The organism is Rhodococcus mengyinensis, from assembly GCF_048381435.1.
Lineage (GTDB): Bacteria > Actinomycetota > Actinomycetes > Mycobacteriales > Mycobacteriaceae > Rhodococcus_F > Rhodococcus_F opacus_D.
This window is the reverse complement of sequence record NZ_JBLWIT010000148.1, coordinates 199,631-225,265: the sequence shown is the minus strand read 5'-3', so window position 1 is coordinate 225,265 and position 25,635 is coordinate 199,631. Positions and strand designations below refer to the sequence as shown.

Here is a 25,635-nt window from a genome sequence, read left to right as displayed (position 1 = left end):
TGTATTGTCGGTGACATGATTCACACCTCCACCTCTCCCGTGACCGACGGCGCTGCCTCGGCCGCTCCGCTCGTCCGCACCATTGAAGAGTTGACTCCCGAATGGATGACCGCCGCACTTGCCAAGGAACGGCCCGGAATCCGGGTGACGGGAGTGGACATCGACCGTGTCATCTGGGGATCCGCCACGAAGGCGTTCGCCAAGCTCACGTTCGACGGCGAGTCGCACGGCATTCCCGAAAGAGTCTGCATCAAGGGGGGATTCGACGAACGTAGCCGCGCATTCGGTCTCGGAGCCGCCTACGAGCTGGAAGGTTGCTTCTACCGCGATCTCGCGCCGAACCTCCGGGCGGAGGTTCCCGCGTGTTTCTACGCTGAGGCCGAACCAGAGCAGGGCATCGTCATCCTCGAAGACCTCACGGCACGGGGCGCCGAATTCGGCGAGGCCACAAATCTGTGGTCCATCGACACCGTCGCCGAGACACTCGAAGTCCAGGCAAGCTGGCACGGTCCCCTGTGGGGCAGTACGAAGGGCCGGTACGCCTGGCTTCCCGTCGGTGTCGAAGCGGCCCGGCAGGCGTTCCAGGTCATGCTCAGCCCCGAGCAATTCCACCCCCTGATCAGTCGTGACGAGGTTCCCGAACTGTCTGCGGGGCTGCGTGACGACGAACGTGTCCGCCGGGCCTTTCGTGCGCTGTGGGAGCACGATGACAACGCCGTGCACACCATCAACCATGGCGACGCGCATTTCGCACAGCTGTACCGGATTCCCGGACGGGCGCCGGCGTTCTTGGACTGGCAGACGGCCTGCCTGGCGCCGTGGTCGCACGACGTCGCCTATTTCATCGGCTCGGCGCTGAGCATCGAAGACCGTCGCACGCACGAACGCGATCTGCTCGCGCACTACCTCGATGCGCTCGAAGCGCATGGCGGACCGCGGATCGCGCCCGACGAGGCGTGGGCGGACTACCGACGGCACACCTTGCACGGGTTCGCCTGGATGTGCGTTCCCACCGTGATGCAGCCCTCGGAAACCGTTGCCGCCATGGCCCATCGGTACGCCGCAGCCATCGAGGATCACGATCCGTTCGCGCTGCTCTTCCGGGACTGATTTCCCGATCCCCACGGAAGGGGATGGGCTGGAGTTCGTTTCACGGTTGCCGTTGTCGGCCGTGGCTCGTCCGGCTCGTCCCCTTTTCTCGTGCCATTTTCCCTCCGCCCCGAGTGATTGACATCACGTATGAACACTATGTATGGTCACTATATGCAGCAGACTACGACGCCGGGATCGGCGCCCGATTCCTTTACTGACCAAGACCTCCGCGACGCACTGGCCGTGGCGAATCTGCCCGCGCTGCTCGCGGCACTGGCGCACCTGACCGGCGAGGACCGCTGGATCGAAGAGCCGTTCGTTCCGACACCGCCCACGGACCTCGGCGACCACGACTCCGGTGGGTTCACCGAGGAAATGCAGGAGCGGATCCGCCTGGAGGCCTTCGAGGTCCTACGCCGCTTTCGCGACGGTGAGCTCGAACCCGGGCCGGTGCCCGATCCTGCCAGGCTGGTCCGGCTCCTGAGTGTGTCGCTGGGGGAGCAACTGCCCGCCGACTACGGCAACCTCCTCGGCGAGGAACTCGGAATCTACCCCCGAGCGTCGGTTCCCGCGGCGGCCGTCGAGGGTGAGGTTCCACTGCGGGTCGCCATCATCGGGGCCGGGCTGTCGGGGCTGTGCCTGGCGATCCGGCTCGAACAGGCGAAGATCCCGTACGTCATCATCGAGAAGAACGACGACGTCGGCGGAACGTGGCACGAGAACGTCTATCCCGGCTGCGGTGTGGACACCCCGAGCAACCTGTACTCCCTGTCGTTCGCGCGGAACCCGGATTGGACCCGGTTCTTTGCGGGCCGCGACGAACTCGCCGAGTACTGGCGGTCGCTCGCGGACCGGTGGAACATCCGCCGGAGCATCTTGTTCTCGACCGAGGCGGTGTCGGCCAACTACGACGAGGATCAGGCGCTCTGGAAGATCGTGACGCGCGGCGCGGACGGGCTCGAGGACGAACTCGACGCCGGCATCCTCGTCAGCGCGGTGGGCCTGCTGAACCGCCCCAGCACCCCCGCCATCGCCGGACTCGACACCTTCGAGGGCCCCTGCCTGCACACCGCGCGCTGGGACCGCGACGTGGACATCGAGGGCAAACGCGTCGCGGTGATCGGCACGGGGGCGAGCGCGATGCAGTTCGTGCCCGCCGCCGCCGGAGTGGCGAGCAACCTGCGCGTCTTCCAGCGTTCCCCCCAATGGGCCATGCCACACCCCAACTACCGCCGGGACATTCCCGAGGGCGTCGCATTCCTGAACCGCCACATCCCGCACTACCAGGGCTGGTACCGCCTCCGACTGTTCTGGCGGATGGGCGACAAACTCCACGGTCTCCTGCAGATCGATCCCGAGTACCCGCACGCCGACCGCGCGATCAACCGCAGCAACGACAAACTACGCAGGATCCTCACTGCGCACATCGAGAGCGAACTCGACGGTCGCCCCGACCTTCTCGAGAAGAGCCTGCCGTCGTACCCGCCCTACGGCAAGCGTCTGCTCATCGACAACGGCTGGTTCCGCACGATCCGCCGCGACGACGTCGACCTGGTGACCGAGAACATCGAGACCGTCACCCCGCGCGGCGTGCGCACCGCGGACGGTGTCGAACACGAGGCCGACATCATCGTTCTGGCAACCGGATTCGACGCTGTCCAAGTCCTCGGATCGGTCGACATCCGAGGGCGGGGCGGACAATCGCTGCGCGACTACTGGGGCCACGACGACGGCCGCGCCTACCTCGGCATCACCGTCCCCGGCTTCCCCAACTTCTTCTGCCTCTACGGTCCGAACACCAACACCGGTCACGGCGGCACCGTCGTCGCGGGCACCGAGATCCAGGTCCAGTACGTCACACGTGTCCTCGCCGAGATGATCGACGAGGGTCTCGCGAGTGTCGAAGTCCGGCAGGACACCTTCGACAAGTACGACGACGAACTCGGAGAAGCGTTGTCGCGCACCATCTGGACCCACCCCGGCATGACGACCTACTACCGCAACAGCCGCGGACGTGTGGTGACCAACAGCCCCTGGCAGTACATCGAGTACTGGCGCCGCACGCACCAGCCGAACATGGACGACTTCGACGTGGAATCAGCGCTGTCACCGGCAGCCCGGACGGATGGAAGCTTCGCATGAGCACCGCAACTCGCAAGGCCGCCCCAGTACCGGCACCGATCGCCGCCATAACGGACGGCGCCGGGCAGGTAGCCCTGCTGCGCGCGACTTTCCGCAGCGGACGCACCCGCTCGCTCACCTGGCGTCGCGCCCAACTCGAGGGTCTCGCCCGACTCCTGTCCGAGCGGGAGAGCCATCTTGCGGCCGCGGTCGAACAGGATCTGGGACGCTCGGCGATCGGAACCTTCATGGGTGACCTCGCCCCGGTCCACGCCGAGATCCGGCACACGCTGAAAAACCTGGAGCGGTGGTCACGGCCGCAGCGCACAGCGCTGCCCGTGACGCAGCAGCCGGGAAAGGCATGGACCGTGGCGGAACCGAAGGGCGTGGTCCTGGTGATCGGTGCCTGGAACTTCCCTCTCCTGCTCACCCTCCAACCCCTCGTGAGCGCTCTGGCGGCCGGCAACGTCGTGCTCGTCAAGCCGTCGGAGTTGGCCCCGCGCACCGCGCAGGTGCTGGCCGAGTTGCTACCGAAGTATCTCGACCCGTCCGCGGTCGTCGTCGCCAACGGTGGCGCCGAGGTGAGCGCTGCCGTCCTCCGGGAGAAGTTCGACCATGTGTTCTTCACCGGATCGGCGCGCGTCGGGCGACTGGTCGCGACCGCGGCTGCCGAGCACCTCACCCCCGTGACGCTCGAACTCGGCGGCAAGAGCCCGGTGATCGTGGCGGCCGACGCCGACCTCGACGTCGCCGCGCGGCGCATCGCGTGGGCGAAATGCGTCAACAGCGGACAGGCATGCATTGCACCCGATTACGTTCTCGTCGAGGACTCGGTGCGGCCGGCGTTCGTCGAACGGCTCCTGAGGGAGCTCGACAACGCCTGGCGAGCGGAACCCACCCGCATCGTCAACGAGAACCACTTCGATCGCCTCGCCGCACTCCTGGACGGACACGGCGGCGACACGACCGGTGGGCAACGCGACCGTGGCACCCTCCGGTTCGCCGCCACGGTGGTCACGGACCCCGATCTCGACTCGCCGCTCATGACCGAGGAGATCTTCGGGCCTATTCTGCCGGTGGTGACGGTGACGTCCGTCGACGACGCCGTCGAGATGGTGAACAGCCGGCCGAAGCCTCTCGCGCTGTATCTGTTCACAGAGAACGACGACACCGTGCAGACCGTCCTGGGCAACACCTCCTCGGGCTCGGTCGGTGTCAATCACCTCCTCTACCAGCTACTCGTCCCCGACCTCCCGTTCGGCGGCGTCGGTGCCTCCGGGACCGGCGACTACCACGGCGAGCACGGGTTCGCGACCTTCAGTCATAGAAAGTCCGTATTGCGCAAGCCGACCAATCCGGATCCGTCGTTCGCCTACCCGCCCTACGGAGCCTTCGCGACCCGGCTGCTCCGCCGCCTCATGGGATAGCTGCCGGCGTGGAATCGTCCGACCACCCTCTTCGCCGTAAAGGAACCAGAGCGTTGTCATCTCGAGTATCCCGCTGTGCCCGCACAGCTCCGTATCCAGAGAAGGGCCCGTCATGAGTGTGCCTGTGCGCGAGTCCGCGACCGCGAAAATTGCGTCCGGCGTCGACACGGGGCTGCGCGCCGTCGGAGGCTTCTTCGAGTTGTGCGGCGAGGCGTTCCGGGCCATGGCGAAGCGCCCCTTCCAGTGGCGCGAGTTGGTGCTGCAGTCGTGGTTCATTGTGCGAGTCGCGCTGCTGCCGACGCTCCTGGTCGCATTGCCGTTCACCGTGCTCGTGGTGTTCACCCTCAACATCCTGCTCGTGGAGTTCGGCGCGGCCGACCTGTCCGGTGCCGGAGCCGGACTCGGCGCGGTCACGCAGATCGGACCACTTGTGACCGTGCTCATCGTGGCGGGAGCGGGTGCCACGGCGATCTGCGCCGATCTGGGTGCCCGCACCATCCGGGAGGAGATCGACGCGATCCGGGTGCTCGGAATCGACCCGATCCAACGACTCGTCGTGCCACGCGTGCTGGCGTCGATGTTCGTGGCGGTCCTGCTCAACGGCCTCGTCATCACGATCGGGCTCACCGGCGGGTTCCTGTTCTCCGTCTACATCCAGAACGTCACCCCCGGTGCGTACGTCTCTTCGCTGACGTTCGTGACCGGGCTGCCGGAGGTGATCATCTCGGAAGTCAAGGCCACCCTGTTCGGGCTGATCGCCGGCCTGGTGGCATGTCACCGCGGCCTCACCGTGAAGGGCGGCCCGAAGAGTGTCGGCGACGCGGTGAACGAGACCGTCGTCTACGCCTTCATGGCCTTGTTCGCGGTCAACGTCGTGGTCACCGCCATCGGCGTCAAATTCGGAACAGGAGCCTGACCACCATGGCAGTGCACAAGACCGTTGCCGGAAGCCGGCACCCGAAACTGGCTGATACGGCCGGGGTCCCGGTCCGCATCCTCCAAGCAATCGGGCATCAAGCAGACTTCTTCGGCAAGACCATCCGGCTCGCCCCGCACGCGATCAGCAGCTACAAGAAGGAGACCGTGCGACTGATCGCCGAGATCGGTATGGGCTCGGGCGCGATGGCGATCATCGGCGGTACCGTCGTCATCGTCGGATTCATGACGCTCTCCGGCGGAACACTTCTCGCGATCCAGGGATTCAGCTCACTCGGCAACATCGGTGTCGAGGCCCTGACCGGATTCTTCGCGGCGTTCATCAACGTCCGCATCGTGGCCCCGGTGATCTCGGGCATCGCCCTCGCCGCCACGATCGGCGCGGGCGCCACCGCCCAATTGGGTGCCATGCGCATCAGCGAGGAGATCGACGCCCTCGAAGTCATGGGCATCCGGTCCATGTCCTATCTCGTGTCGACGCGTCTGATCGCCGGCATGATCTCGATCGTCCCGCTCTACTCGATGGCCGTGATCATGTCGTTCGTCGCCTCCCAGTTCACCACCACATACGTGTACGGGCAGTCGTCCGGCGTGTACGACCACTACTTCACCACCTTCCTGCGGCCCACCGACCTGTTCTGGTCGTTCCTGCAAGCGGTGGTCATGGCGCTCGTGGTGATGCTCATCCACTGCTACTACGGCTACCACGCCTCCGGTGGACCGGCCGGCGTGGGAGAAGCGGTCGGACGTGCGGTCCGGACGTCGCTGATCGCGGTCGTCTCGGTCACCCTCATTGCGTCCCTGGCGATCTACGGAGCGTCCGGCAACTTCAATCTTGCGGGCTAGGGGTAAGGATCATGATCTCGAGAAGAAGTGCCAAGTCGCACTATCACCCGCCGCCGTTGAAAACGAAGGGCGCAGCACTCGTCGTCGGACTCGCGGCGATTCTATTCGGCTGCCTGCTGTCCTTCAAGGGGGCATTCAACAGCACGGTTCCCCTGACCGTCGTGTCGGACCGTTCCGGCCTGGTGATGGATGAGGGAGCCAAGGTGCAGCTGAACGGAGTCCAGATCGGCAAGGTCCGTGAGATCGACCACGTCGCCGACGGAGCGAGCCTGCAGCTCGACATCGACGAGCAGTGGTTCGGACTCCTCACCGCCGATACCGTCGCGGAGATCAAGGCCACCACCGCGTTCGGGTCGAAGTACGTGGCCCTCGAGGTTCCGGACGGAGCGTCGAGTGAGCCGCTCGCGGCAGGACAGGAGGTGCGTTCGCGCAACGTGACGACCGAGATCAACACGGTGTTCGAGAACTTGACGTCGGTCACCGAGCACGTCGACGCAGCGAAGCTGAACGCGACACTCGGCGCGGTGGCCACCGGTCTGCGCGGTCGCGGTGATCAACTCGGCACCACGTTCACCGACGCCAACACCTTCCTGGCAGCGGTCAATCCGACCCTGCCGACCCTCGCGAACGACTGGCGCGACACCGCCATCACAGCGAATACCTACGCGGAGGCGGTGCCCGACTTCATGGCATTGCTCGGCAACGCCAGCGTCACCTCGGACACCCTGGTTGCCGAGGAGAAGCCACTCGAGTCCACGCTGCAGGCCTTCCGAGCGATGGGCGACGAGGGATTCGGTATCGCATCCGAGAACGAGAAGAGCTTCCTCGACACTATGAGACTGTTCGTACCCACGACGGCGCTGCTGGCCGAATACAGCCCCGAGTACGCCTGCCTCTTCCAGCAGGCCGCGAACGTGGCCGAAGCCGAACAGCGCTTCGGTGCCGGAAACACCGGTTACTCACTCGAACTGGATGCGGGAATCATGCCCGGCGACGACAACTACACGTACCCCGAAAATCTTCCGATCGTCCAGGGCCGGGGCGGCCCCGGCGGCGCACCCGGCTGCTACCCGGAGATCACCAAGGAGATGTACCCGACCCCGCACCTGGTGGTCGACGGCGGCGCGAACATCGCGAATGCGACCGCGCCCCGCGCGGGATCGCCGAGCTTCGTGGAGTACCTCTTCGGCACGGCCGTGGGAGGGGTGGCTCCGCGATGAAGATTTCAGCAACCGCAACGAAACTCGCGATCTTCTCCATCGTGATGGTGCTGTTCACCGCAGCGGTCGTCATCGTCTTCGGGCAGTTCCGCTTCGGCAGCGAAAGGCAGTACAGCGCCGTGTTCGACGATGTGTCCGGGCTCCGGGACAACGAATTCGTCCGGGTTGCCGGCGTCGAGGTCGGCAAGGTGACATCGGTCGACGTGCGGGAGGACTCCACGGCGATGGTGACGTTCGCGCTGACGAAGAACGTTCCACTCACCGAGTCGACCCGTGCCGCAGTGAAGTTCAGCAACCTCATCGGCGATCACTACCTCGAACTCGTCGAAGGGTCGGGTCCGCTCACACCGCTTGCCGAGGGTGACACCATTCCCGTCGAACGCACGGTTCCTGCGCTGGATCTCGACGCCCTGATCAACGGTTTCCGGCCGTTGTTCAAGGCGCTCGATCCCGAACAGGTCAATGCGCTGTCGACCTCGCTCGTCGACGTCTTCCAAGGGCAGGGCGGCACCATCGACCACTTCCTGCAGCAAGCCGGACAGCTGACCTCGGTCCTCGCCGACCGCGACCAGCTGATCGGTGCCGTGATCGGCAACCTCAACACCCTCCTCGGCACCGTCGACCGACGGAACGCCGAGTTCAACCAGGGCATCGACCAGCTCCAGCAACTCGTCACCCGGCTGGGGGAGCAGTCGGACCCGCTCGGCGACGCCCTCGTCCACATCGACGACGCATCCAACTCGATGGCCGCGCTCCTCGAGTCGACCCGCCCGGACCTGAAGGAAGACATCACCCAGGCCGGCAGGCTTTCCGACCAGGTGGTCGCCGACCAGGACTACATCAACTGGGCGTTCAATTCCCTTCCCGCGGCCTACAACAAGCTGTCGAGGCTGGGCCTGTTCGGCGACTTCTTCACGTTCTACCTCTGCGATGTGCAGCTGAAGGTGAACGGTCCGAACGGAGACCCCGTGTACATACCGATCGTCGGCCAGCGGGCCGGGAGGTGCACACCACAATGATTCGCTCCAAGACCGCACGAATCGGCCTGATCGGTGTCGCGATCACCCTCATCGTCGTGCTCACCGCCATGAACTTCGAGAAGCTGCAGTACCTGACCACGTCCTCCCGCTATTCGGCGTACTTCGGTGACACCGGCGGCCTGCTCAGCGGCGACAAGGTCATGATCGCCGGCGTCGAGGTCGGCAAGGTCCACTCCGTCGAACTCGACGGAGACAAGGTCCTCATCGAGTTCACGGCGGACGGAGTACGCCTCGGCAGCAAAACGGAACTGTCGATCAAGACGCGGACGGTGCTCGGCAACAAGTACCTCCAGGTCACGCCGCGCGGCGACGACGACCTCCTCGCCACGGACGACGTCATCCCGCTCGCCCAGACCACCACGCCGTACCTGCTCACGGACGCCCTCGGCGACCTCACCACGACGATCAGCGGACTCGACACCGACAAACTGACCGGTGCCCTGGACACGCTGGGCGAGACGCTCGATCAGACCCAACCGAACCTCAGTGCGGCACTGGACGGAATGTCCCGGTTCTCGGACACCGTAAGCTCCCGGGACCAGTTGATCCAGGACCTGTCCCGCAACGCGGAATCGGTGACGGGGGTGCTGTCCGAGCGGAGCAATCAGATCGACAGGCTGCTCGTCGACGGCAACACCCTCTTCGCCTCACTCGCGCAGCGACGCCGGGCGATCGACACCCTGCTCGGCAATGTCACGGCGGTGACGGCGCAGGTGAACGGTCTCGTCGACGACAACGAGGCGCAGCTGCGGCCGGTTCTCGAGCAGCTGAACACGACGACCGATCTGCTGAACCAGCAGAAGGACAACCTGGCGGCGTCGCTGAAGCCGTTGTCGCAGTACGCGACGTCCCTGGGGGAGTCTGTGGCCTCCGGCCCGTTCTTCAAGGCCTACATCATGAACCTGCTGCCCGGGCAGTACCTGCAGCCGTTCATCGACGCCGCGTTCGCGGAGCAGGGCATCAACCCCGGCACCCTGAACGGGCAGAACACCTTCCCGGTGACCTGCGGCGACAACAGCGCACCGGGCGCCGTACCCCCTGGCAGCGCGACACCGTTGCCGAACCCGAGCAACTGCCCGGTGCAGCCCGGCGAGCTACCGGTCGCGAACTCGACGCAGGCCCCGGCGGCACCCGCTCTCCCCGCGCTGCCGCAGATCTCGATGCCCGGTCTGCCCCCACTGCCCGGACTGGGCGGATAGGACATGTCGACGATGTTGAACGCACTCCGAGGCTCACGCCGCGTCTGGATCGCCGCGCTCGTCGTGGTGGCCCTCGCCGTCGTCGCCGCCACCGCGTGGAGTCTCTACCGCACGAGGTCCACGACGACCGTGACGGCGTACTTCGCGAACACCAACGGAATCTACGTCGGCGACCAGGTGAAGATCCTCGGCGTCGACGTCGGCAAGATCGACGCGATCGAGCCCGACGGCGAACGGATGAAGGTCACCTTCCATTACGACTCGCAGTATCAGGTTCCCCAGGACGCCAAGGCCGCGATCCTCTCCCCGAGCCTCGTCACCTCCCGGGCGATCCAGCTGACCCCCGCCTACACGGGCGGGCCCGCCCTCGCCGATCACGACGAGATTCCGCTCGAACGCACCGCGGTGCCGATCGAGTGGGACGACTTCCGCGCACAACTCCAGCACCTCTCCGAGTCGCTCGGCCCCACCCCGGACAGCGCCAACGGACCGCTCGGCCAGTTCGTCAACGATGCCGCGGATTCGTTCAGCGGCAAGGGAACCGATATCAACACCACCCTGACCAAGCTGTCCGAGGCGATGTCGACACTGTCCGACGGGCGGGACGACGTGTTCGCCACGGTGCGCAACCTGCAGGTGTTCGTCTCCGCGCTCGCCGCGAGCGACGAGCAGATCGTCCAGCTCAATCACAATCTGGCGTCGGTTTCCGGTGTTCTCACCAACTCCGATCAGGAACTCGCCACCTCGCTCGACAGCGTGGACGCCCTCGTGCACCGTATCGGTGAGTTCATCGGCGACAACCGGGAAGGTCTCGGCAAATCTGTCGACGATCTCGCCGCGGTGACGACGATGCTGAACGAATCACGCCCGGACATCGAGCAACTTCTCCACGTTCTGCCGAACACACTGCAGAACTTCTACAACATCTACCAGCCGGCGCAGGGCTCGATGACCGGTGCGCTGGCGGTGACCCAGATGCAGAACCCCATCCAATTCATCTGCGGTGCAATCCAGGCCGCGAGCCAGAAGGGTGCCGCCGAATCGGCGAAACTCTGCGTCCAGCATCTTGCCCCGGTCCTCAATCTGATCCAGATGAACTACCCACCCGCGGGCGCGAACCCGATCACCAGCGTCCAGGTGCGCCCCGACCAGATCGATTACAGCCAAGACTCGCTGCGCGGCACGGTGCCGACGGCACCGGTGCGCACGATCGACGCCCGCGGCGGCATCGCGGGCCTGCTCGGACTGGCGACACCGACGACGAGTGGAGGCCGATGATGTTCCGGCACAAACCCCTACGACGGTCGATCGGCCTCGCATTGACAGGACTGTCCGCGGCACTGCTCACCAGCTGCGGCTGGGAAGGCGCGAACTCACTGCCGCTCCCCGGAACCGAGGGATCGGGAGCAGGCTCGTACACCGTGACCATCCAGATGCCGAACGTCACGTCGATCCAGCGCAACAGCCGCGTCCGGGTACACGATGTGACCGTCGGGAACGTCACCGACGTGCAATTACAGGACTGGCACGCGCTGGTCACCGTGCGGCTCGACGGCGGTGTCGCCCTGCCGAAGAACGCCACCGCGAAGATCGGACAGACCAGCCTGCTCGGCTCGCTCCACGTCGAGCTCGCCGAACCACTCGACGAGGCACCGAGCGGCTCACTCGGGGACGGCGACACCATCCCCCTCGATCATGCGGGCCAATACCCGACCACGGAACAGACACTGGCGGCCGTGTCGGTGGTGCTCAACGGCGGCGGCCTCGGCCAGCTGCAGGAGATCGACACCCAGCTCAACGCAGCCCTCGGCGGCCGCGAATCGGACGTGCGCACCTTCCTGACCCAGCTCGACACGTTCACCAGCGCACTCAACACCCAGAAGGACGACATCCTGACGGCGTTGGAGGGACTCGATCGGCTCTCGCTCACCGCGAACGAGCAGACACAGACCCTCGAAAGCGCACTCGAACGGATACCGCCCGCCATCGAGACCCTCAACCGGCAGAAGGACAACCTGACCGGGTCGGTGACCTCCGTCGGCAATTTCGCCGACGTCGCGAACCGAACGGTGACAGCCGGCTCGGAGGACATTCAACAGAACCTGCGGGACCTCGCGCCGACCCTGCGCGAGCTGGCGAACGCCGGACCGGGCCTCGCCGGTTCCCTGGGCATGCTCCCCACCTTCCCGTGGCCCCTTGCCGGTCTCCCCAAATACATTCAGGGCGACGCGGGCAATCTCTCCGCCACCCTCGACCTCACCCTGGGCCGCATCGACGCCAACTTCCTCCAGGGCACGCCACTCGCCGGCACCCTCTACAACGCGGAGACCGCCCTGGGCCGCACCGTCGGCCGGATGCCGACCGCGGACAAGAACCCATTGACCGCTCCCCTCGAGTCGGTCGTGATCCGAGGTGGACAGTGATACTCACCCGATTCGTCCGCATCCAATTGACCATCTTCAGCATCCTCACCGTGGTCGCGCTGACAGTGATGGGCCTGCACTACATGCGCCTCCCCGCACTCGCCGGAATCGGCCAATACCAACTCACGGTCGACCTGCCCACGAGCGGCGGCCTCTACGGAACCGCCAACGTCACCTACCGCGGTGCCACGATCGGCACGGTCACCGACGTCGTGCCCACGGACACGGGAGCGCGGGCGACCCTTCGAGTCGACAGCACCACCAAGATCCCCGCCGACGCCCGCGCCGAGGTGCACAGCCGATCGGCGATCGGCGAGCAATACGTCGATCTCGTCCCCACCGGCCTCGACGGCCCGTACCTGCAGGACGGCGATGTCATCCCCGCCGACCGGACATCGGTTCCGCAGGACATCGCCCCGATGTTCGACACCGTCAACAAGGGCCTCGAGGCCATCCCCGAGGACAAGCTCGCCACCCTCATCAACGAAAGCTACAACGCCTTCAACGGAACCGGTGAAGACATCCAACGACTGCTCGAATCGTCGAGCGCGGTGGCAGCCACCGCCGCCGACACCGCGGACCCCACCGCCCGCCTCATCGAAGACGCCGCACCGTTCCTCCGATCCCAGGTGGACAGCGGCCCGGCCCTGCAGGAATGGGTACGACACCTCCGCGAGATCAGCGCGCAAGCGGCCGGACGTGACGCGCAGGTACGCAGCATCTTCCAGACCGCGCCGACGGCGTCGACGGAGCTGACGGAACTCTTCCGGCGACTGCGCCCGACGACCCCGATCCTGCTGGCCAATCTCACCAGCCTCGGCCAGGTCGCCGTCACCTACAACCGGTCGCTCGAGCAGGCGCTGGTGCTGGTGCCCCCGAGCGTCGGACTGATGAAGACGATGACCGTCCCGAACGAGGACTCGACGGGTGCGGCGTTGATGGACTTCAACCTCAACCTCAACACCTCTCCGCCATGCACCACAGGATTCCTCCCGGCCTCCGAGCGGCGCGACGGATCGGCCGTGGACTCGCCCGTCCGCACCTCCGATCCGATCTACTGCGCGGTTCCGCAGGACGCCGACGTCGCTTCTCGCGGTGCCCGGAACATGCCCTGCATGGACAAGCCGGGCAAACGGGCACCCACCGTCGAAATCTGCAAGAGCGACGAAGAATACGTCCCCAAGGGCACCAACCCCTGGGTGGGCAATCCCACCCCGACCACCGACAACCCGCTCGCCGCCGAGGGCAATGCCGCATTCGACGCGATCGGTGTCCCGCAACCTGCCGCCGCGCCGGCGTCGGTGGGAACTGCGGGTTACAACCCCTCCACCGGTGAATACCAGGGTGCCGACGGACAGGTCTACCGCCAGTCCAACCTGGCACCGGGCGGGGTGCCCACCCTCGAAAATCTGCTTACCCAAGGACGCTGATCATGGTGCGACGCAATACTTCCCGACCCGCAGCCACCGCGGCAGACGCCGCGGCCCAGGCCTCCCGAGCCGCCGCCGATGCGGAAACGGCAGCGCGCGAGGCCGAGGCAGCCCTCGCCCGGGCACTGGCCGAGGACGAGTCCCACGCCGCGGACGAGGGTGCAGAGGACGCCGAGGTATCCGTCAGGCGGGCCCGGAAGCGTCCACGCCGTGCCCTCGCCGGTGCCGTAGTCTCGGCCGTTGCCGTTGCCGTGGTCGCCCTCGCGTCGACGTCCGTCGGGCTGTCCCACTCCCACGCCGCCCGTCAAGCGGCCGCCGACCACGATCTCGAACTTCTCCAGGGAACCCGGCAGGCGGTGATCAACCTCATCACCCCGAGCGCTGCCGACCCGGCGGGAAGCGCACAGCGGATTCTCGACGGTGCCACGGGGGAGTGGAAGACCGAATTCGAAAGCACGAAAACGGAGTTCATCGACACCATCGCACAGTCGAAGACCGAATCGACAGGCGAAATCCTCGGCGCCGGCATCGAACGCGCGAACGACGACGGCACCACCTCGGTCATAGTGGCCGCCGTGACCAAGGTGACCAACGCCGCGGGAGCCAAGGACGAACCCCGGACCTGGCGGCTGCGCGTGCAGGTCGGCAAGGACGGGGAGCTCTACAAACTCGCGAAAATCGAGGTAGTGCCATGACCGTAAACCACACGCTCGAACGCGTCACCGACACGAACGACGACACCGGACCTGCCGAGCCGACGCGGCGATGGCGCTCGTCGCGGGCATTGATCGTCCTCGCGACGATCACACTGGCACTCGCCGGCTACAGCGCGATCATGCACTTCGCCATCGGTGCTCAGGACCGCAGCCTCGAACAGGTGCGTTCCGGTGCCGCCGAGGAGATCGGGAAACTGACCGCCGCCGTCCTCAGTTACTCACCCGACACCGTCGAGGCCGACGTGGCGACGTCGAAATCGCATCTCACCGGGGATTTTCTGACCGAGTTCAGCGACCTCGGCGCCAGTGACATCGTGCCGCGCGCCAAACAGGACACGATCGGCGCGCAGTGGGACGTGACCGGTACGTCACTGGTCACGGCAGAAGCCGACACCGCCACCGTGCTGGTTTTTCTGCACGGCACCGTGACGAGAGGCGCGACACCCCAACCCGAGGAACTGTCGAGCAGCGTGCGAGTACGCGCCGAACGGACCGGCCAATCCTGGTCGATCTCCGACCTCGAGCCCCTGTGAAGGCAGTAGATCATGAGAAGGAGTCGAGCAGACATGGTGTTCGGACGCCGTAGCCGGCAGACAGCACGTCCCGATCGAGTCGAAGACCTGCGGGAGCAGGTGCAGCGCGCCCGGGCGGCGGCGGATTCGGCCACGGCAGCGGCCCGAGCGGCCGCCGAAGACGCCGAGAAGGAACGAGGCGCCGACGACGCGATCGAGCTGCCGAAGACCCAGCCGACGGGGCGCAGGTCGGCCCGCTATCGGGTGGCGGTCGCCGCGGCGGCCGTGACCTGCCTCGGCGCCGGCGCGCTTGCGGGACAGACCACCCTCGATCACCAGGCGACCCAGCGGAGCATCGCCGCCGACACACGAGTCCTCGCCTTCACCGAGGAAGCAGTGGCACGGTTGCTCTCGACCGACACCGACAATGCCGAGTCATACGTCGACCGCGTCCTCGCGGACTCGACCGGCGACTGGCGCACCGAATTCGAACAACGGAAGACGGCAACGATCGACACGATGCGGCAAGCCGGAAACCGGACCGCAGGCCGGACCCTCGCAGCGGGAATCGAAGGACGAGAGAACGAAACCACGACAGTCCTCGTCTCCGCGACGGCGCAGACCACCCCCGTCACGGCCGACCCCGCCGCCCCCGCCGCCCCGGAACCGCAGATTCAGCAGTACCAGATCCGAGTAGGAGTCACCATGGTCGACGACCAGCCCAAGCTCTCGAGTGTCGGGTTCGTCCAATGAGCACCGCAGTGGACGTCAAAAAGGAAGACCTCGACATAGATAGCGACCTTTCGCCGGACGACGATGCCACCTCAGCGGCCAGGCGGATGGCGGCGGTGGCCGTCGACGTGCTCCCCGCAGTCGTTGTCGGTGTCGCCGGTCTCGCGCTGGCGGCGGTGTCGAACTTCGCGGTCTGGGGGATCGCGGCCGCCGTGGTCGCGATCGGCGGCGCAATTCTATACGTCGGGTGGAACAGTGTGGTCCGTCGCCGGCGCGCCGGATCCACCGCCGGGCGAACGGTCCTCGGGAGCGCGTTGGACAGAACGATCAGCCGGGCGGAACGTCTGGCGCTGTGTGCGGCGCCGGTCGTCGCGGTCGGTGCGCTAGTCGCCGTGCAGGTCGGGGTGCAGCGCGCGGACGACGTGAGCATCTCGGACGCCCGCGCGACAACGGTCCAATTGGCCTCGGACGGCGCCGCCGCGCTCCTCTCGTACACCCCCGAGACGGTGGACGAGGATCTGGACCGGGCCTCGGGACTGCTGACCGGTGACCTCCTGAACTCGTATCGACAGCTCGCTGGCGACGTCGTCGGTCCAACCGCGAAGGACAAGGGGGTCACGATGCAGGCGGTGCCGGTCGGCGCCTCGGTGGAGTCGGTGGCCCCGGACACCGCGCGTGTGCTCGTGTACGTGAACCAGACGACCACGATGGCCGAGACCCCCGAACCGTCACAGACCCAGAATGTCGTCCGCGTGACGCTGAGCAATGTCGACGGCGCCTGGTTGATCTCCGGCTTCGACCCGCTCTTCTGATCAATCAACCCCTACCGCAGTAGAAGGAAGAACTCTCATGGTCCTCATCGATCTTGTCGATCCCGTTCAGAATCTCGTCACCGCGATCGCGTGGCTGCTGCTGCGCGGACATCTGCCGCCGGTCTGATCGGAACCTTTGCTCGACAATTTGTCCATTTGCAATGTACGAACACACTGTATAGTCAGGAATCATGACGACCTCAGCAACACCGTCGGCATCGCCGACCGCACCCGGCGTTGAAGCGGCAACCCTCTGCGCCGCTTTCCAATACACCGTGTCGACCGACCCGGATTCGGCGGCACTGCGTGCCCACGGCGACACCATCGCACTAACGCGTCGTGAGTACGCTGTCGCCGTGGAGGCCATCGCCGGCGGACTCGCCGGCCTCGGCGTGAGCCGCGGCGAGACCGTCGGCCTGATGATGACGAACCGGCCGGAGTTCCATCTCGTCGACACCGCGGCGCTGCACCTCGGTGCGATACCGTTCTCGATCTACAACACATCGGCGCCGGATCAGATCGAATACCTTCTCGGGCACGCGGAGAATCGGGTGATGATCTGCGAGCGTTCGTTTCTGGATCGGATCCGTGCGGCGGCGACACCGCATCTCGAACACATCGTGGTCGTCGACCCCACGGCGGAGGACACGGATGTGCTCTCGCTCGAGGACTTGCGCACCAGAACGCCCGAGGGCTTCGACTTCGAGGTCGCCTGGCGCGCCGTCCAACCGGACGACATCGCTACCCTCATCTACACGTCCGGAACCACCGGCCCTCCCAAGGGAGTGGAGCTCACACACGCCAATCTGACCTTCGTTCTCCGGACGTGTCACGAGCGCTTCCCGTTTCCCGACCAGGGACAGTGCATCTCCTACCTGCCGACCGCGCACATGGCCGACCGCGTGTTCTCGCACTACCTCCACATGGTCACCGGCTGGACCCTCACTACCGTGCAGAACCCGGCACAATTGTTCGCTGCGGTAGCGGAGACCCATCCCACCTGGTTCCTCGGGGTACCGCGCATCTGGGAGAAGCTGCGGTCGGCACTGCTCGCTCGATTCGCGTCGAATCCGCCCGAACAACGCGCCGCGATCGACGCCGCACTCGACGCCGGGCTGCGAAAGGTCCGAGCCGAACAGTCCGGAAAGCCGGTACCCAAAGACCTCGCTGCCACCTACGCCCAAGCCGACTCGACGGTGTTCGCACCTCTGCGCACCCAACTCGGACTCGACGAAGTCGTTCTCCTCATGACCGGCGCCGCACCCATTCCCTCTGTCGTCCACGAGTTCTTCCTCGCGATCGGACTGCCGTTGGCAGAGGGATTCGGCATGTCCGAGACCGGAGCCCTGGGCATGACCAACCTGCCCGGCGAAATCCGGCTCGGCAGCGTCGGCAAAGCGATGCCCGGCACCGAGGCGCGTACCGCCGACGACGGAGAACTCCTGCTCCGCGGGGCGCACGTCATGCGTGGATACCGGAAGGATCCGGTGAAGACCGCGGAGGCCATCGACGACGACGGCTGGCTGCACACCGGCGACATCGCCACGATCGACGACGACGGCTTCGTCCGCATCGTCGACCGCAAGAAGGAACTGATCATCAACGCAGCGGGCAAGAACATGTCACCCGTCAACATCGAAAGCGCGTTGAAGGGGGCGTCTCCGCTCATCGGGCAGGCATGCTGTGTCGGCGACGGACGGCCCTACAACGTCGCGCTGCTCGTGCTCGACCCCGACGCCGCAGCCGCATTCGCGTCCGAGCACGGTCTGCCCGATTCGCCGGCGCACGCGGGCGCGCAGGATCCGCGTGTCCAGGCTGCGGTGGCGGCCGCAGTCGAGCGGGCCAACGGTCAGTTGTCGCGGGTGGAGCAGATCAAGCGATACGAACTTCTCGACGAAGAGTGGTTGCCGGACGGCGCGGAGCTCACACCCACGATGAAACTCAAGCGCCGTTCGATCGTGGGCAAGTACACCGACGTGATTGAGAGCCTCTACGGCTGAGGCGGAGTGCTGCCGGACGGCGGCCGGCGGGCAGCGGTAGCGCACGTGAGTGGCAAAGCGTGTCGGGGCACTCTTTGCCACTCACGTGCGGCGCCATTCCTCCAACTGCTCGACGGCGGTGTTCGCGACCGCCACGGCCTCGTCCCGGTTGACCCGCGACAGCAGGAGCGCGCTGACGGACAGTGACGTCAGGAGCCGGGTCCGGTGTGCCAGGGTGGCGGTCGACGCGTCCGGGTCGTGCGCCCGGAGTGCGTGGGTGAGCGCCCCGGACAGTTCACGCTGGTATGCGTCGACGACGGACCGTTGGGTGTCGTCGTGGGCGGCGAAACCGGCGGCACTGTTGAGCAGGAGGCAGCCGCGTCCGGGGGTTTCGTCGGGCAGGGACGCGAGGGCGCCGGCGAGGCTGCGGTAGTAGCGCACGGCGGCGTCGGGGCGAGTGGGCTCGTCGGTCAGGATGCGGAGCCGGGGGCGAACGACCCGGTCCAGGTAGTCGTGCACGGCGGCGTCGAAAAGTCCGCGTTTGCTGGTGAACGCGTTGTACAGGCTCGACCGATTCAAGCCGGTTACGCGCTCGAGGTCGGGTATCGACGTGGCTTCGAAGCCCTTGTCCCAGAACAGGTCGCGGGCGCGGCCGACCACTTCGGCCGTGTCGAAATCCTGCGTGCGCGGCATGACGATCCTCACTCCTGGTTGTGAAACGACCATTTCAGTATATATTGAAATGGTCAGTTCAGAACGAGGAGGAGTTTCGTATGGTCGCCGCGGGTCTTGTTCTTGCCGCACTCGCCAGTGCGCTGCACGTGTACATCTTCGTGCTCGAGTCCGTCCTCTGGACCACGCCGCGCACCCGCGCGACGTTCGGGACCAGTGCCGAAGAAGCCGGTACCACCAAGGAGCTTGCCTTCAACCAGGGCTTCTACAACCTCGTCCTGGCGATCGTGACGGCAGTCGGCATCGTCGCCGTGATCATCGGCGCGACCGCCGTCGGTTCGGCCCTGATCTTCGCCGGCGCAGGATCCATGCTGCTCGCAGCGCTCGTGCTCGTGCTGTCGTCGCCCGACAAGGCTCGCGCGGCGATCACGCAGGGCACACTTCCGCTGCTCGCCGTAGTCCTCCTCGCGCTCGGACTGGCGCTGTGACCTCAGAAGGATCGAAAGGAACACCATGACGTCGAGCACCCAGATTCAGCTGATCAACCGGCCGGTGGGCTGGCCCACCCAGGACGACTTCCGCACCGCCACCGTCGAGCTGCCCGACCTCGGGCCCGACCAGGTGCGGGTGGCCAACGAATTCGTCTCGGTCGACCCGTACATGCGCGGCCGGATGAACGACGTGAAGTCGTACATCCCGCCGTTCGCGCTGGGCGAGACGATGACCGGCGGAGCTGTCGGTCGCGTCGTCGAATCCACCGCCGCCACGCATCCGGTCGGCTCGGTAGTGGTCCACGATCTCGGGTGGCGGGACGTCGCGCAGGGTGACGCCTCGGCGTTCCGCGTCGTCGACGAGATTCCGGGAGTGTCGATCTCGGCCTATCTGGGGATTCTTGGACTGACCGGACTCACGGCGTACGTCGGACTCGTCCACATCGCGCACCTGAAGGCCGGCGACTCCGTGTTCATCTCCGGAGCCGCGGGTGCGGTGGGGACGGCCGCCGGGCAGATCGCACGACTCGAGGGCGCGTCCCGCGTCATCGGATCCGCCGGGTCCGCGGAGAAGGTCGCGCTGCTGACCGACCGCTACGGATACGACGCCGCCTTCGACTACAAGCAGGCACCGGTGCGCGAGCAACTCCGGGGACTTGCCGGTGACGGCATCGACGTCTACTTCGACAACGTCGGCGGCGACCACCTCGAGGCCGCACTCGACGTCATGCGCAACGGCGGACGCGCCGCCCTCTGCGGTGCCATCTCCGCGTACAACGCCACCGAGCGCACACCGGGCCCCGACAACATGGTGAACATCATCAGCCGCGGCCTCACCCTCGAGGGCTTCACCCTCGGCAACTACACGCACGTCTTCCCCGAGTTCGCCGCCAAGATGGGACCGTGGCTCGCATCCGGCGACGTGGTCCACGACGAGACCGTCGTCGACGGCATCGAAAACTCGGTCGACGCGTTCCTGCAGCTCATGCACGGCGGAAATGTCGGGAAGATGCTGGTGAAGGTGGCGTAGCCACCCGTGCGTGGTTGAGGAGTCCAGAGACTCTTTAACCACGCACAGGCGCGGAGCGCCTATACCGCTCGCGCACTTCGGGTGCCGGCTCGGCCTCGTAGCGCCGGGTGGAGGTCTGATCCCACTTGGGTGGTTCGGGGGTCCCGGCCAGCGTCCAGGCCGCCTGCCTGCATGCGCCGATCGCGACGTACTCCGCCGGTTGCGGCACCAGGACCGGGGCCCCGAAGATGGCGGGCGCGAGTTCGCACAGTGCCTGTGAGCGGGCGCCGCCGCCGACGAGGAGGATGCGACGCACCGTGACGCCCTGGGCGATCAGGTGGTCGATGCCGTCCGCCAGGCCGCACAGCAGCCCCTCGACTGCCGCGCGGGCGAGGTGGGCGGGGGTCGAATTGGCCAGCCGGAGTCCGTGAACGGAGCCGGTGGCGTTCGGACGGTTGGGGGTGCGCTCACCCTCGAAATACGGCACCATCACCAGTCCGCCACTGCCGGACGGCGCCGACAGCGCCAGCCGCGACAGTTCGTCGTGATCGACGCCCAGCAGCGAGGCGGTCGCGTCGAGCACCCGGGCAGCGTTCAGCGTGCACACGAGGGGCAGGTGACGTCCGGTGGCATCGGCGAAGCCGGCGACGAAACCGCCCGGATCGTTCGCCGGTGTCACGGACACCGCGGACACGACGCCCGACGTTCCCACGGAGACGACGACGTCGCCTTCCTGGGCGTCGAGAGCCAGTGCGGCGGCGGCATTGTCGCCGGTGCCGGGGCCGACGGCGGCGCCCCAGCGGGTTTCCCCGATCTTCTCGGCCGGGTGGGCCACGCGCGGCACGGTGGCCGTGCGTCCGCGCAGCGCCAGCGACAGCAGGTCGGGACGGTAGGAATCCGTGGCCGCAGAGAAGTATCCGGTGCCGCTGGCGTCGCCGCGGTCGGTGGCCAAAGTGCCGAGATCGGACCTGCCGGTGAGCTGCCAGCCGAGCCAGTCGTGGGGCAGGCACACCGCGGACGTCCGGTCGGCGTTCGCCGGTTCGGAATCGGCGAGCCAGCGCAGTTTGCTGACGGTGATCGCGGCGAGGGGCACCACACCGACGGCGTCCGCCCACGCGTCCGGACCACCGAGGTCGTCCACCAGTTGGGCGGCGGCGTCGGCGGAGCGAGTGTCGTTCCACAGCAACGCCGGACGCACGACCGTCCCGGTGTCGTCGAGGCACACCATGCCGTGCTGTTGCGCGCCGACCGACACCGCGGCGACGTCGTCCAGTCCGCCGGCGGCGGCGATGGCGCTGTCGAGGGCCGAAGCCCACGCCTGCGGGTCGACCTCGGTGCCGTCCGGATGCGACGCCCTGCCCTCGCGGACGAGTTCACCGGTGTCGGCGTCGCAGACGATCACCTTGCACGACTGGGTGGACGAATCGATGCCCGCGACGAGGGTCATTGCCGGACACCCGCCGCGCGATCCAGTGTCTCGCGGGTGGGCAGGTCCGCCCCGGCACGCGCGACCGTGAGACCCGACATCAGCACCGCGTTGTCCAGCACGTTCCGCACTTCCTCCGGGGCGATCGCGTGGAGTGCGTTGCGGCTCTCCGCGCCGAGGAAGCCGTGCGACCAGAACCCGTCGAGGAGCCCGGCCATGAACGCGTCGCCCGCGCCGACCGTGTCGACCACCTCGACGTTGCGGGCCGCGACCTCGACGAGTCCGGCCGCGCAGACCGCGAATGCGCCCTCGGCGCCCTTCGTCACCGCGACCATCGCCGGGCCGCGGGACAGCCACTCGCGGGCGATGTCCTCGGGATTTCGGTCGGGGTCGTACCAGCGGAGGTCCTCGTCGCTGACCTTGACGATGTCCGAGATCGACACGAGGTGCTCGATCCGCTGCCGGGCGCGTGCCTTGTCGGTGATCAACACCGGTCGTACGTTGGGGTCGTAGCTGATGGTCGCCGACGAGCGGCGGCGGTCGAGCATGTCTGCGACGACGTCGCAGCCGGGTTCCATCACGGCGGCAATGGAACCGGTGTGGACGAGCGCCGGTGTGGACGACCCGCTCGGGCAGGGAAGGTCCCACTCGATGTCGAACTCGTAGGTGGCGGATCCGGCGGAATCGAGGGTGGCGTGGGCCGTCGCCGTTCGCTGCGCGGTGATGCTGCCGGGCGCGAGGCTCACTCCCGACTGCTCGAGGTGCCGGACGATCGCGCCGCCTCTCGTGTCGTCGCCGATCCGGGTGACGAATTCGACCGGACGACCGAGCCGGCCGAGGCCGACCGCGACGTTGAGCGGGCTGCCGCCGACATACTCGGTGGTGGCGCCGTCGCTCGCCGTCACGATGTCGATGAGAGCTTCACCGATGACCAGACTCATGACTGCACCTTCTCACGCAGAGCCTCGAGTGTCTCCCGTGCACCGACGCTGTACAGCGAGTCCAGCGCCCAGAGGTACGCGGTGACGAAGCGCGGATTGTCGGCCAGGTCGCCGAAGACAGACTGATTCTCGATGAAGGCAGTGCGGTTCTCGTGCTGGCTGCGCGCGATCGGCACGAGGGAGTCCTTCAATTGGTCGACGACGTCGATTGGCTCGCCGTCCTCGTCGACTCCCTCGGCATACCGGGCCCAGCTCGCCACGATCGCGGCCGACAGCCGGATGTGCCGGTCGGCCAGCAGGTTTTCGCGGATCACGGGCAGCAGCCACTTCGGGATGCGGTCGGACGATTCGGCGCACAGGCGGGCGACGGTGTCGCGGATCTCGGGGTTGGAGAAGCGTTCGATGAGCGTGCGCTTGTATTCGTCGAGATCGACTCCGGGCACCGGCGCCAGGGTGGGCGTGGCCTCCTCGTCCATGTATGCGAGCAGGAAGTCGGCGAAGAGCGGATCCTGCGCGACCTCGTGCACGAGCCGGTATCCCGACAGGTATCCGAAGTAGCAGAGGCCCTGGTGGCTCGCGTTGAGCAGGCGCAGCTTCATCAGTTCGTAGGGTTCGACGTCGTCGACCACCTGGACGCCGACGTCCTCGAATGCCGGGCGACCGAGCGGGAAGGCGTCCTCGAGCACCCACGACGTGAACGGTTCGGCGGCGACGGGCCACCGGTCCTCGATGCCGAACCGCGACGACAGCGCTTCGGTCACCTCGGGGGTGGTGACGGGCGTGATGCGGTCGACCATCGAGTTGGGGAAGGACGTCTCCTCGCGCATCCAGGCCGCCAGTTCGGGATCCTTCAACTCTGCGTAGGCCAGGAACATCTTGCGGGCCACGTCGCCGTTGCCCTGAATGTTGTCGCAGGACATGATGGTCGGCGACGGCAAGCCGCGCGCGCGGCGCCGGGCCAGGGCCTCGATGACGAGTCCGAACGTGGTCCGCGGGGCGGCGCCGTCGGTGAGGTCGTGCACGACGTCCGGGTTCTCGGCATCGAACTCGCCCGTGTCGTGGGTGAAGTTGTAGCCGCCCTCCGTGATCGTCAGCGAGACGATCTTCGTGGTCTCCGCGGCGATCTTCTCGATCACGGCCTCGGGATCGTCTGGAGCGAAGAGGTAATCGACGATGGACCCGATGACGCTCACGTCCCAGGTGCCGTCCGGGTGTCGCAGCGCCAGCGTGTACAGGCCGTCCTGCGCGTCGAGGACGTCCTTCATCCGCCGGTCACCGGGCAGGACCCCGACCCCGCAGATGCCCCACTCGCGAGCGTCCCCGAGTCGCAGCAACCGGTCGACGTACATCGCCTGGTGTGCGCGGTGGAATCCGCCGACACCGAAATGAACTATCCCTACGGTGATGTCGCTTCGATCGTAATTCGGCACCTGCACGGTGTCGTCGAACTGCTGCAGTGTCTGCGCGCACAGTTGCATCGGTCTCTCCTCATTCCTGGACGCGTACGACGGCCTTGAGGCTGCCCGGCGTCCGGTCTGCGTTCAGTGCTTGCTCCGCCTCGGCGAGCGGAAATCTTCCGGTGACCATCGAATCGAGGTCGACCCGCCCCGACCGCGCGAGGGCGATCGCCGTCGGCCAGGTGTTGGCGTAGCGGAATACCCCGGTCAGCACCAACTCTCGGTTCTGGATGGTCTGGACCGGCAGTGTCATCTCGGGGGCGCCCATGCCCACCAGAACCACGGATCCCGCGGGCCGGACGGCCTGGATCCCGGCCAGCACCGCGCTCGGGGCGCCGGACGCGTCGACGAACGCGTCCACGTGGAGTCCCGCGACGTCCTGCTCGCGGGGGTCGAGTACCGTGGTGGCACCGAATTTCGTTGCGACGTCACGTCGCCGGGGATCGAGGTCCGAGACGACCACTTCGGTGGCGCCGAACGCGAGGGCCGTCTGCACCATGGCGATCCCGATCGGTCCCGCGCCCGCGATCAGAACACGGGATCCCGCCGTCACTCCGGCTTTGCGGGTGGTGGCGATGGCCACGGACAGCGGCTCGCACAGCGCGGCCGCGTCCTCGGACATCTCGTCCGGAATCGCATGGGCGAACGCCGAGCCGATGGTCACGTATTCGGCCAGCGCCCCGTCGATCGGCGGGGTGGCATAGAACTGCATGTGCGGGCACAGGTTGTAGAGACCGCGCCGGGATTCGTCGGTGTCCGGGTCGGGGCGCTGCGGTTCGATGGAGACACGCTGCCCGATACGCGCTGCCGGGACCCCGTCGCCGACACCTACGACTGTGCCCGACGCCTCGTGGCCCAGCACGATCGGCTGTTCGACCACGAACTCGCCGATGCGGCCCTCGCGGTAGTAGTGGGCGTCCGATCCGCAGACGCCTACCGAGGCCACGCGGACCAGGACGTCGCCGGGGGCGGGAGTGGGCACGGGGCGTTCCCGGATCTCGATCACACCCGGCTCGACGAGCACGCTGGCACGCATCGTCCTGGGGATATCCGAAGGGAGTGTTGTGTGGGTCACACTTCGATGCTAGCGTATTGAGCAGATGAACGCATAGTGATCATTTGCTCACGGTTTCCCCGAGGCTCCGAAGACGCAC

Annotated in this window: 23 protein-coding genes; 18 read left to right on the top strand and 5 right to left on the bottom strand. The window is 66.8% G+C overall.

Annotation, left to right across the window (positions count from 1 at the left end):
- The first annotated feature begins 15 nt into the window (after nucleotides 1–15).
- The 16 genes from ACNJ7E_RS39240 to ACNJ7E_RS39165 all read left to right on the top strand — a co-directional run bounded on the left by ACNJ7E_RS39240 (nucleotide 16) and on the right by ACNJ7E_RS39165 (nucleotide 18,506).
- Entirely contained in the window at nucleotides 16–1,110 is a 1,095-nt protein-coding gene (locus tag ACNJ7E_RS39240) for a phosphotransferase (RefSeq protein ID WP_283332109.1), read from the top strand.
- Nucleotides 1,111–1,263: 153 nt separating this feature from the next.
- A complete protein-coding gene (locus tag ACNJ7E_RS39235; protein WP_283332108.1) occupies nucleotides 1,264–3,234 on the top strand; it encodes a flavin-containing monooxygenase in 1,971 nt (656 codons plus the stop codon).
- A complete protein-coding gene (locus tag ACNJ7E_RS39230; RefSeq protein WP_283332107.1) occupies nucleotides 3,231–4,640 on the top strand; it encodes an aldehyde dehydrogenase family protein in 1,410 nt (469 codons plus the stop codon). The genes ACNJ7E_RS39235 and ACNJ7E_RS39230 overlap by 4 nt, the downstream gene beginning before the upstream one ends.
- A gap of 112 nt (nucleotides 4,641–4,752) precedes the next feature.
- Nucleotides 4,753–5,556 (top strand): MlaE family ABC transporter permease, encoded by an 804-nt coding sequence (locus ACNJ7E_RS39225; protein WP_418342350.1) that lies wholly within the window; start codon nucleotides 4,753–4,755, stop codon nucleotides 5,554–5,556.
- 5 nt (nucleotides 5,557–5,561) lie between these two features.
- On the top strand, nucleotides 5,562–6,422 hold the full coding sequence (locus ACNJ7E_RS39220; RefSeq protein WP_283332105.1) for an MlaE family ABC transporter permease: 861 nt from the start codon (nucleotides 5,562–5,564) through the stop codon (nucleotides 6,420–6,422).
- A gap of 11 nt (nucleotides 6,423–6,433) precedes the next feature.
- Nucleotides 6,434–7,642 carry an MCE family protein gene (locus ACNJ7E_RS39215; RefSeq protein WP_418342349.1) on the top strand — a complete coding sequence of 403 codons (1,209 nt, stop codon included), beginning with the start codon at nucleotides 6,434–6,436 and terminating at the stop codon, nucleotides 7,640–7,642.
- Nucleotides 7,639–8,661 carry an MCE family protein gene (locus ACNJ7E_RS39210; RefSeq protein WP_128638288.1) on the top strand — a complete coding sequence of 341 codons (1,023 nt, stop codon included), beginning with the start codon at nucleotides 7,639–7,641 and terminating at the stop codon, nucleotides 8,659–8,661. Before ACNJ7E_RS39215 ends, ACNJ7E_RS39210 begins: the two co-directional genes overlap by 4 nt.
- Nucleotides 8,658–9,881 carry an MCE family protein gene (locus ACNJ7E_RS39205; protein ID WP_283332101.1) on the top strand — a complete coding sequence of 408 codons (1,224 nt, stop codon included), beginning with the start codon at nucleotides 8,658–8,660 and terminating at the stop codon, nucleotides 9,879–9,881. The genes ACNJ7E_RS39210 and ACNJ7E_RS39205 overlap by 4 nt, the downstream gene beginning before the upstream one ends.
- A gap of 3 nt (nucleotides 9,882–9,884) precedes the next feature.
- Nucleotides 9,885–11,159, top strand: coding sequence for an MCE family protein (locus ACNJ7E_RS39200; protein ID WP_283332099.1), 1,275 nt, complete (start codon nucleotides 9,885–9,887; stop codon nucleotides 11,157–11,159).
- Complete coding sequence (locus tag ACNJ7E_RS39195; RefSeq protein ID WP_283332098.1) at nucleotides 11,156–12,304, top strand: MCE family protein; 1,149 nt, start codon at nucleotides 11,156–11,158, stop codon at nucleotides 12,302–12,304. The genes ACNJ7E_RS39200 and ACNJ7E_RS39195 overlap by 4 nt, the downstream gene beginning before the upstream one ends.
- Nucleotides 12,301–13,734 (top strand): MCE family protein, encoded by a 1,434-nt coding sequence (locus tag ACNJ7E_RS39190; protein ID WP_283332097.1) that lies wholly within the window; start codon nucleotides 12,301–12,303, stop codon nucleotides 13,732–13,734. Before ACNJ7E_RS39195 ends, ACNJ7E_RS39190 begins: the two co-directional genes overlap by 4 nt.
- Before the next feature lie 2 nt (nucleotides 13,735–13,736).
- Nucleotides 13,737–14,429 carry a hypothetical protein gene (locus ACNJ7E_RS39185; protein ID WP_283332096.1) on the top strand — a complete coding sequence of 231 codons (693 nt, stop codon included), beginning with the start codon at nucleotides 13,737–13,739 and terminating at the stop codon, nucleotides 14,427–14,429.
- Entirely contained in the window at nucleotides 14,426–14,983 is a 558-nt protein-coding gene (locus ACNJ7E_RS39180; protein ID WP_283332095.1) for a hypothetical protein, read from the top strand. Before ACNJ7E_RS39185 ends, ACNJ7E_RS39180 begins: the two co-directional genes overlap by 4 nt.
- 33 nt (nucleotides 14,984–15,016) lie before the next feature.
- The gene (locus ACNJ7E_RS39175; protein ID WP_418342348.1) at nucleotides 15,017–15,715 is read left to right on the top strand and encodes a hypothetical protein; all 699 of its coding nucleotides are present in this window, start codon (nucleotides 15,017–15,019) and stop codon (nucleotides 15,713–15,715) included.
- Nucleotides 15,712–16,506, top strand: coding sequence for a hypothetical protein (locus ACNJ7E_RS39170; protein ID WP_418342347.1), 795 nt, complete (start codon nucleotides 15,712–15,714; stop codon nucleotides 16,504–16,506). Before ACNJ7E_RS39175 ends, ACNJ7E_RS39170 begins: the two co-directional genes overlap by 4 nt.
- Nucleotides 16,507–16,697: 191 nt before the next feature.
- The gene (locus ACNJ7E_RS39165) at nucleotides 16,698–18,506 is read left to right on the top strand and encodes an AMP-dependent synthetase/ligase (protein ID WP_418342346.1); all 1,809 of its coding nucleotides are present in this window, start codon (nucleotides 16,698–16,700) and stop codon (nucleotides 18,504–18,506) included.
- A gap of 81 nt (nucleotides 18,507–18,587) precedes the next feature.
- Here ACNJ7E_RS39165 and ACNJ7E_RS39160 read toward each other — a convergent pair whose 3' ends face one another.
- The gene (locus tag ACNJ7E_RS39160; protein WP_037231167.1) at nucleotides 18,588–19,178 is read right to left on the bottom strand and encodes a TetR/AcrR family transcriptional regulator; all 591 of its coding nucleotides are present in this window, start codon (nucleotides 19,176–19,178) and stop codon (nucleotides 18,588–18,590) included.
- Between the two features lie 80 nt (nucleotides 19,179–19,258).
- Here ACNJ7E_RS39160 and ACNJ7E_RS39155 point away from each other — a divergent pair, with 80 nt between their 5' ends.
- Together ACNJ7E_RS39155 and ACNJ7E_RS39150 are read left to right on the top strand one after the other, a co-directional pair.
- Entirely contained in the window at nucleotides 19,259–19,645 is a 387-nt protein-coding gene (locus ACNJ7E_RS39155) for a DUF1304 domain-containing protein (protein ID WP_418342345.1), read from the top strand.
- A gap of 25 nt (nucleotides 19,646–19,670) precedes the next feature.
- Nucleotides 19,671–20,678, top strand: a complete 1,008-nt coding sequence (locus ACNJ7E_RS39150) for an NADP-dependent oxidoreductase (RefSeq protein WP_418342344.1) — start codon at nucleotides 19,671–19,673, stop codon at nucleotides 20,676–20,678.
- A gap of 34 nt (nucleotides 20,679–20,712) precedes the next feature.
- Here the strand turns inward: ACNJ7E_RS39150 and xylB are convergent, their stop codons facing one another.
- From xylB to ACNJ7E_RS39130, 4 genes are read right to left on the bottom strand one after another with little or no spacing between them, the layout of a single operon-like run.
- Nucleotides 20,713–22,104, bottom strand: a complete 1,392-nt coding sequence (xylB, locus tag ACNJ7E_RS39145) for a xylulokinase (RefSeq protein WP_418342343.1) — start codon at nucleotides 22,102–22,104, stop codon at nucleotides 20,713–20,715.
- A complete protein-coding gene (locus ACNJ7E_RS39140; RefSeq protein WP_317569131.1) occupies nucleotides 22,101–23,024 on the bottom strand; it encodes a carbohydrate kinase family protein in 924 nt (307 codons plus the stop codon). The genes xylB and ACNJ7E_RS39140 overlap by 4 nt, the downstream gene beginning before the upstream one ends.
- Nucleotides 23,021–24,502: a mannitol dehydrogenase family protein gene (locus tag ACNJ7E_RS39135; protein WP_418342342.1), complete on the bottom strand. Its 1,482-nt coding sequence runs from the start codon at nucleotides 24,500–24,502 to the stop codon at nucleotides 23,021–23,023. The genes ACNJ7E_RS39140 and ACNJ7E_RS39135 overlap by 4 nt, the downstream gene beginning before the upstream one ends.
- 10 nt (nucleotides 24,503–24,512) lie before the next feature.
- Entirely contained in the window at nucleotides 24,513–25,517 is a 1,005-nt protein-coding gene (locus ACNJ7E_RS39130; protein ID WP_280781360.1) for an NAD(P)-dependent alcohol dehydrogenase, read from the bottom strand.
- Nucleotides 25,518–25,635: the final 118 nt, after the last annotated feature.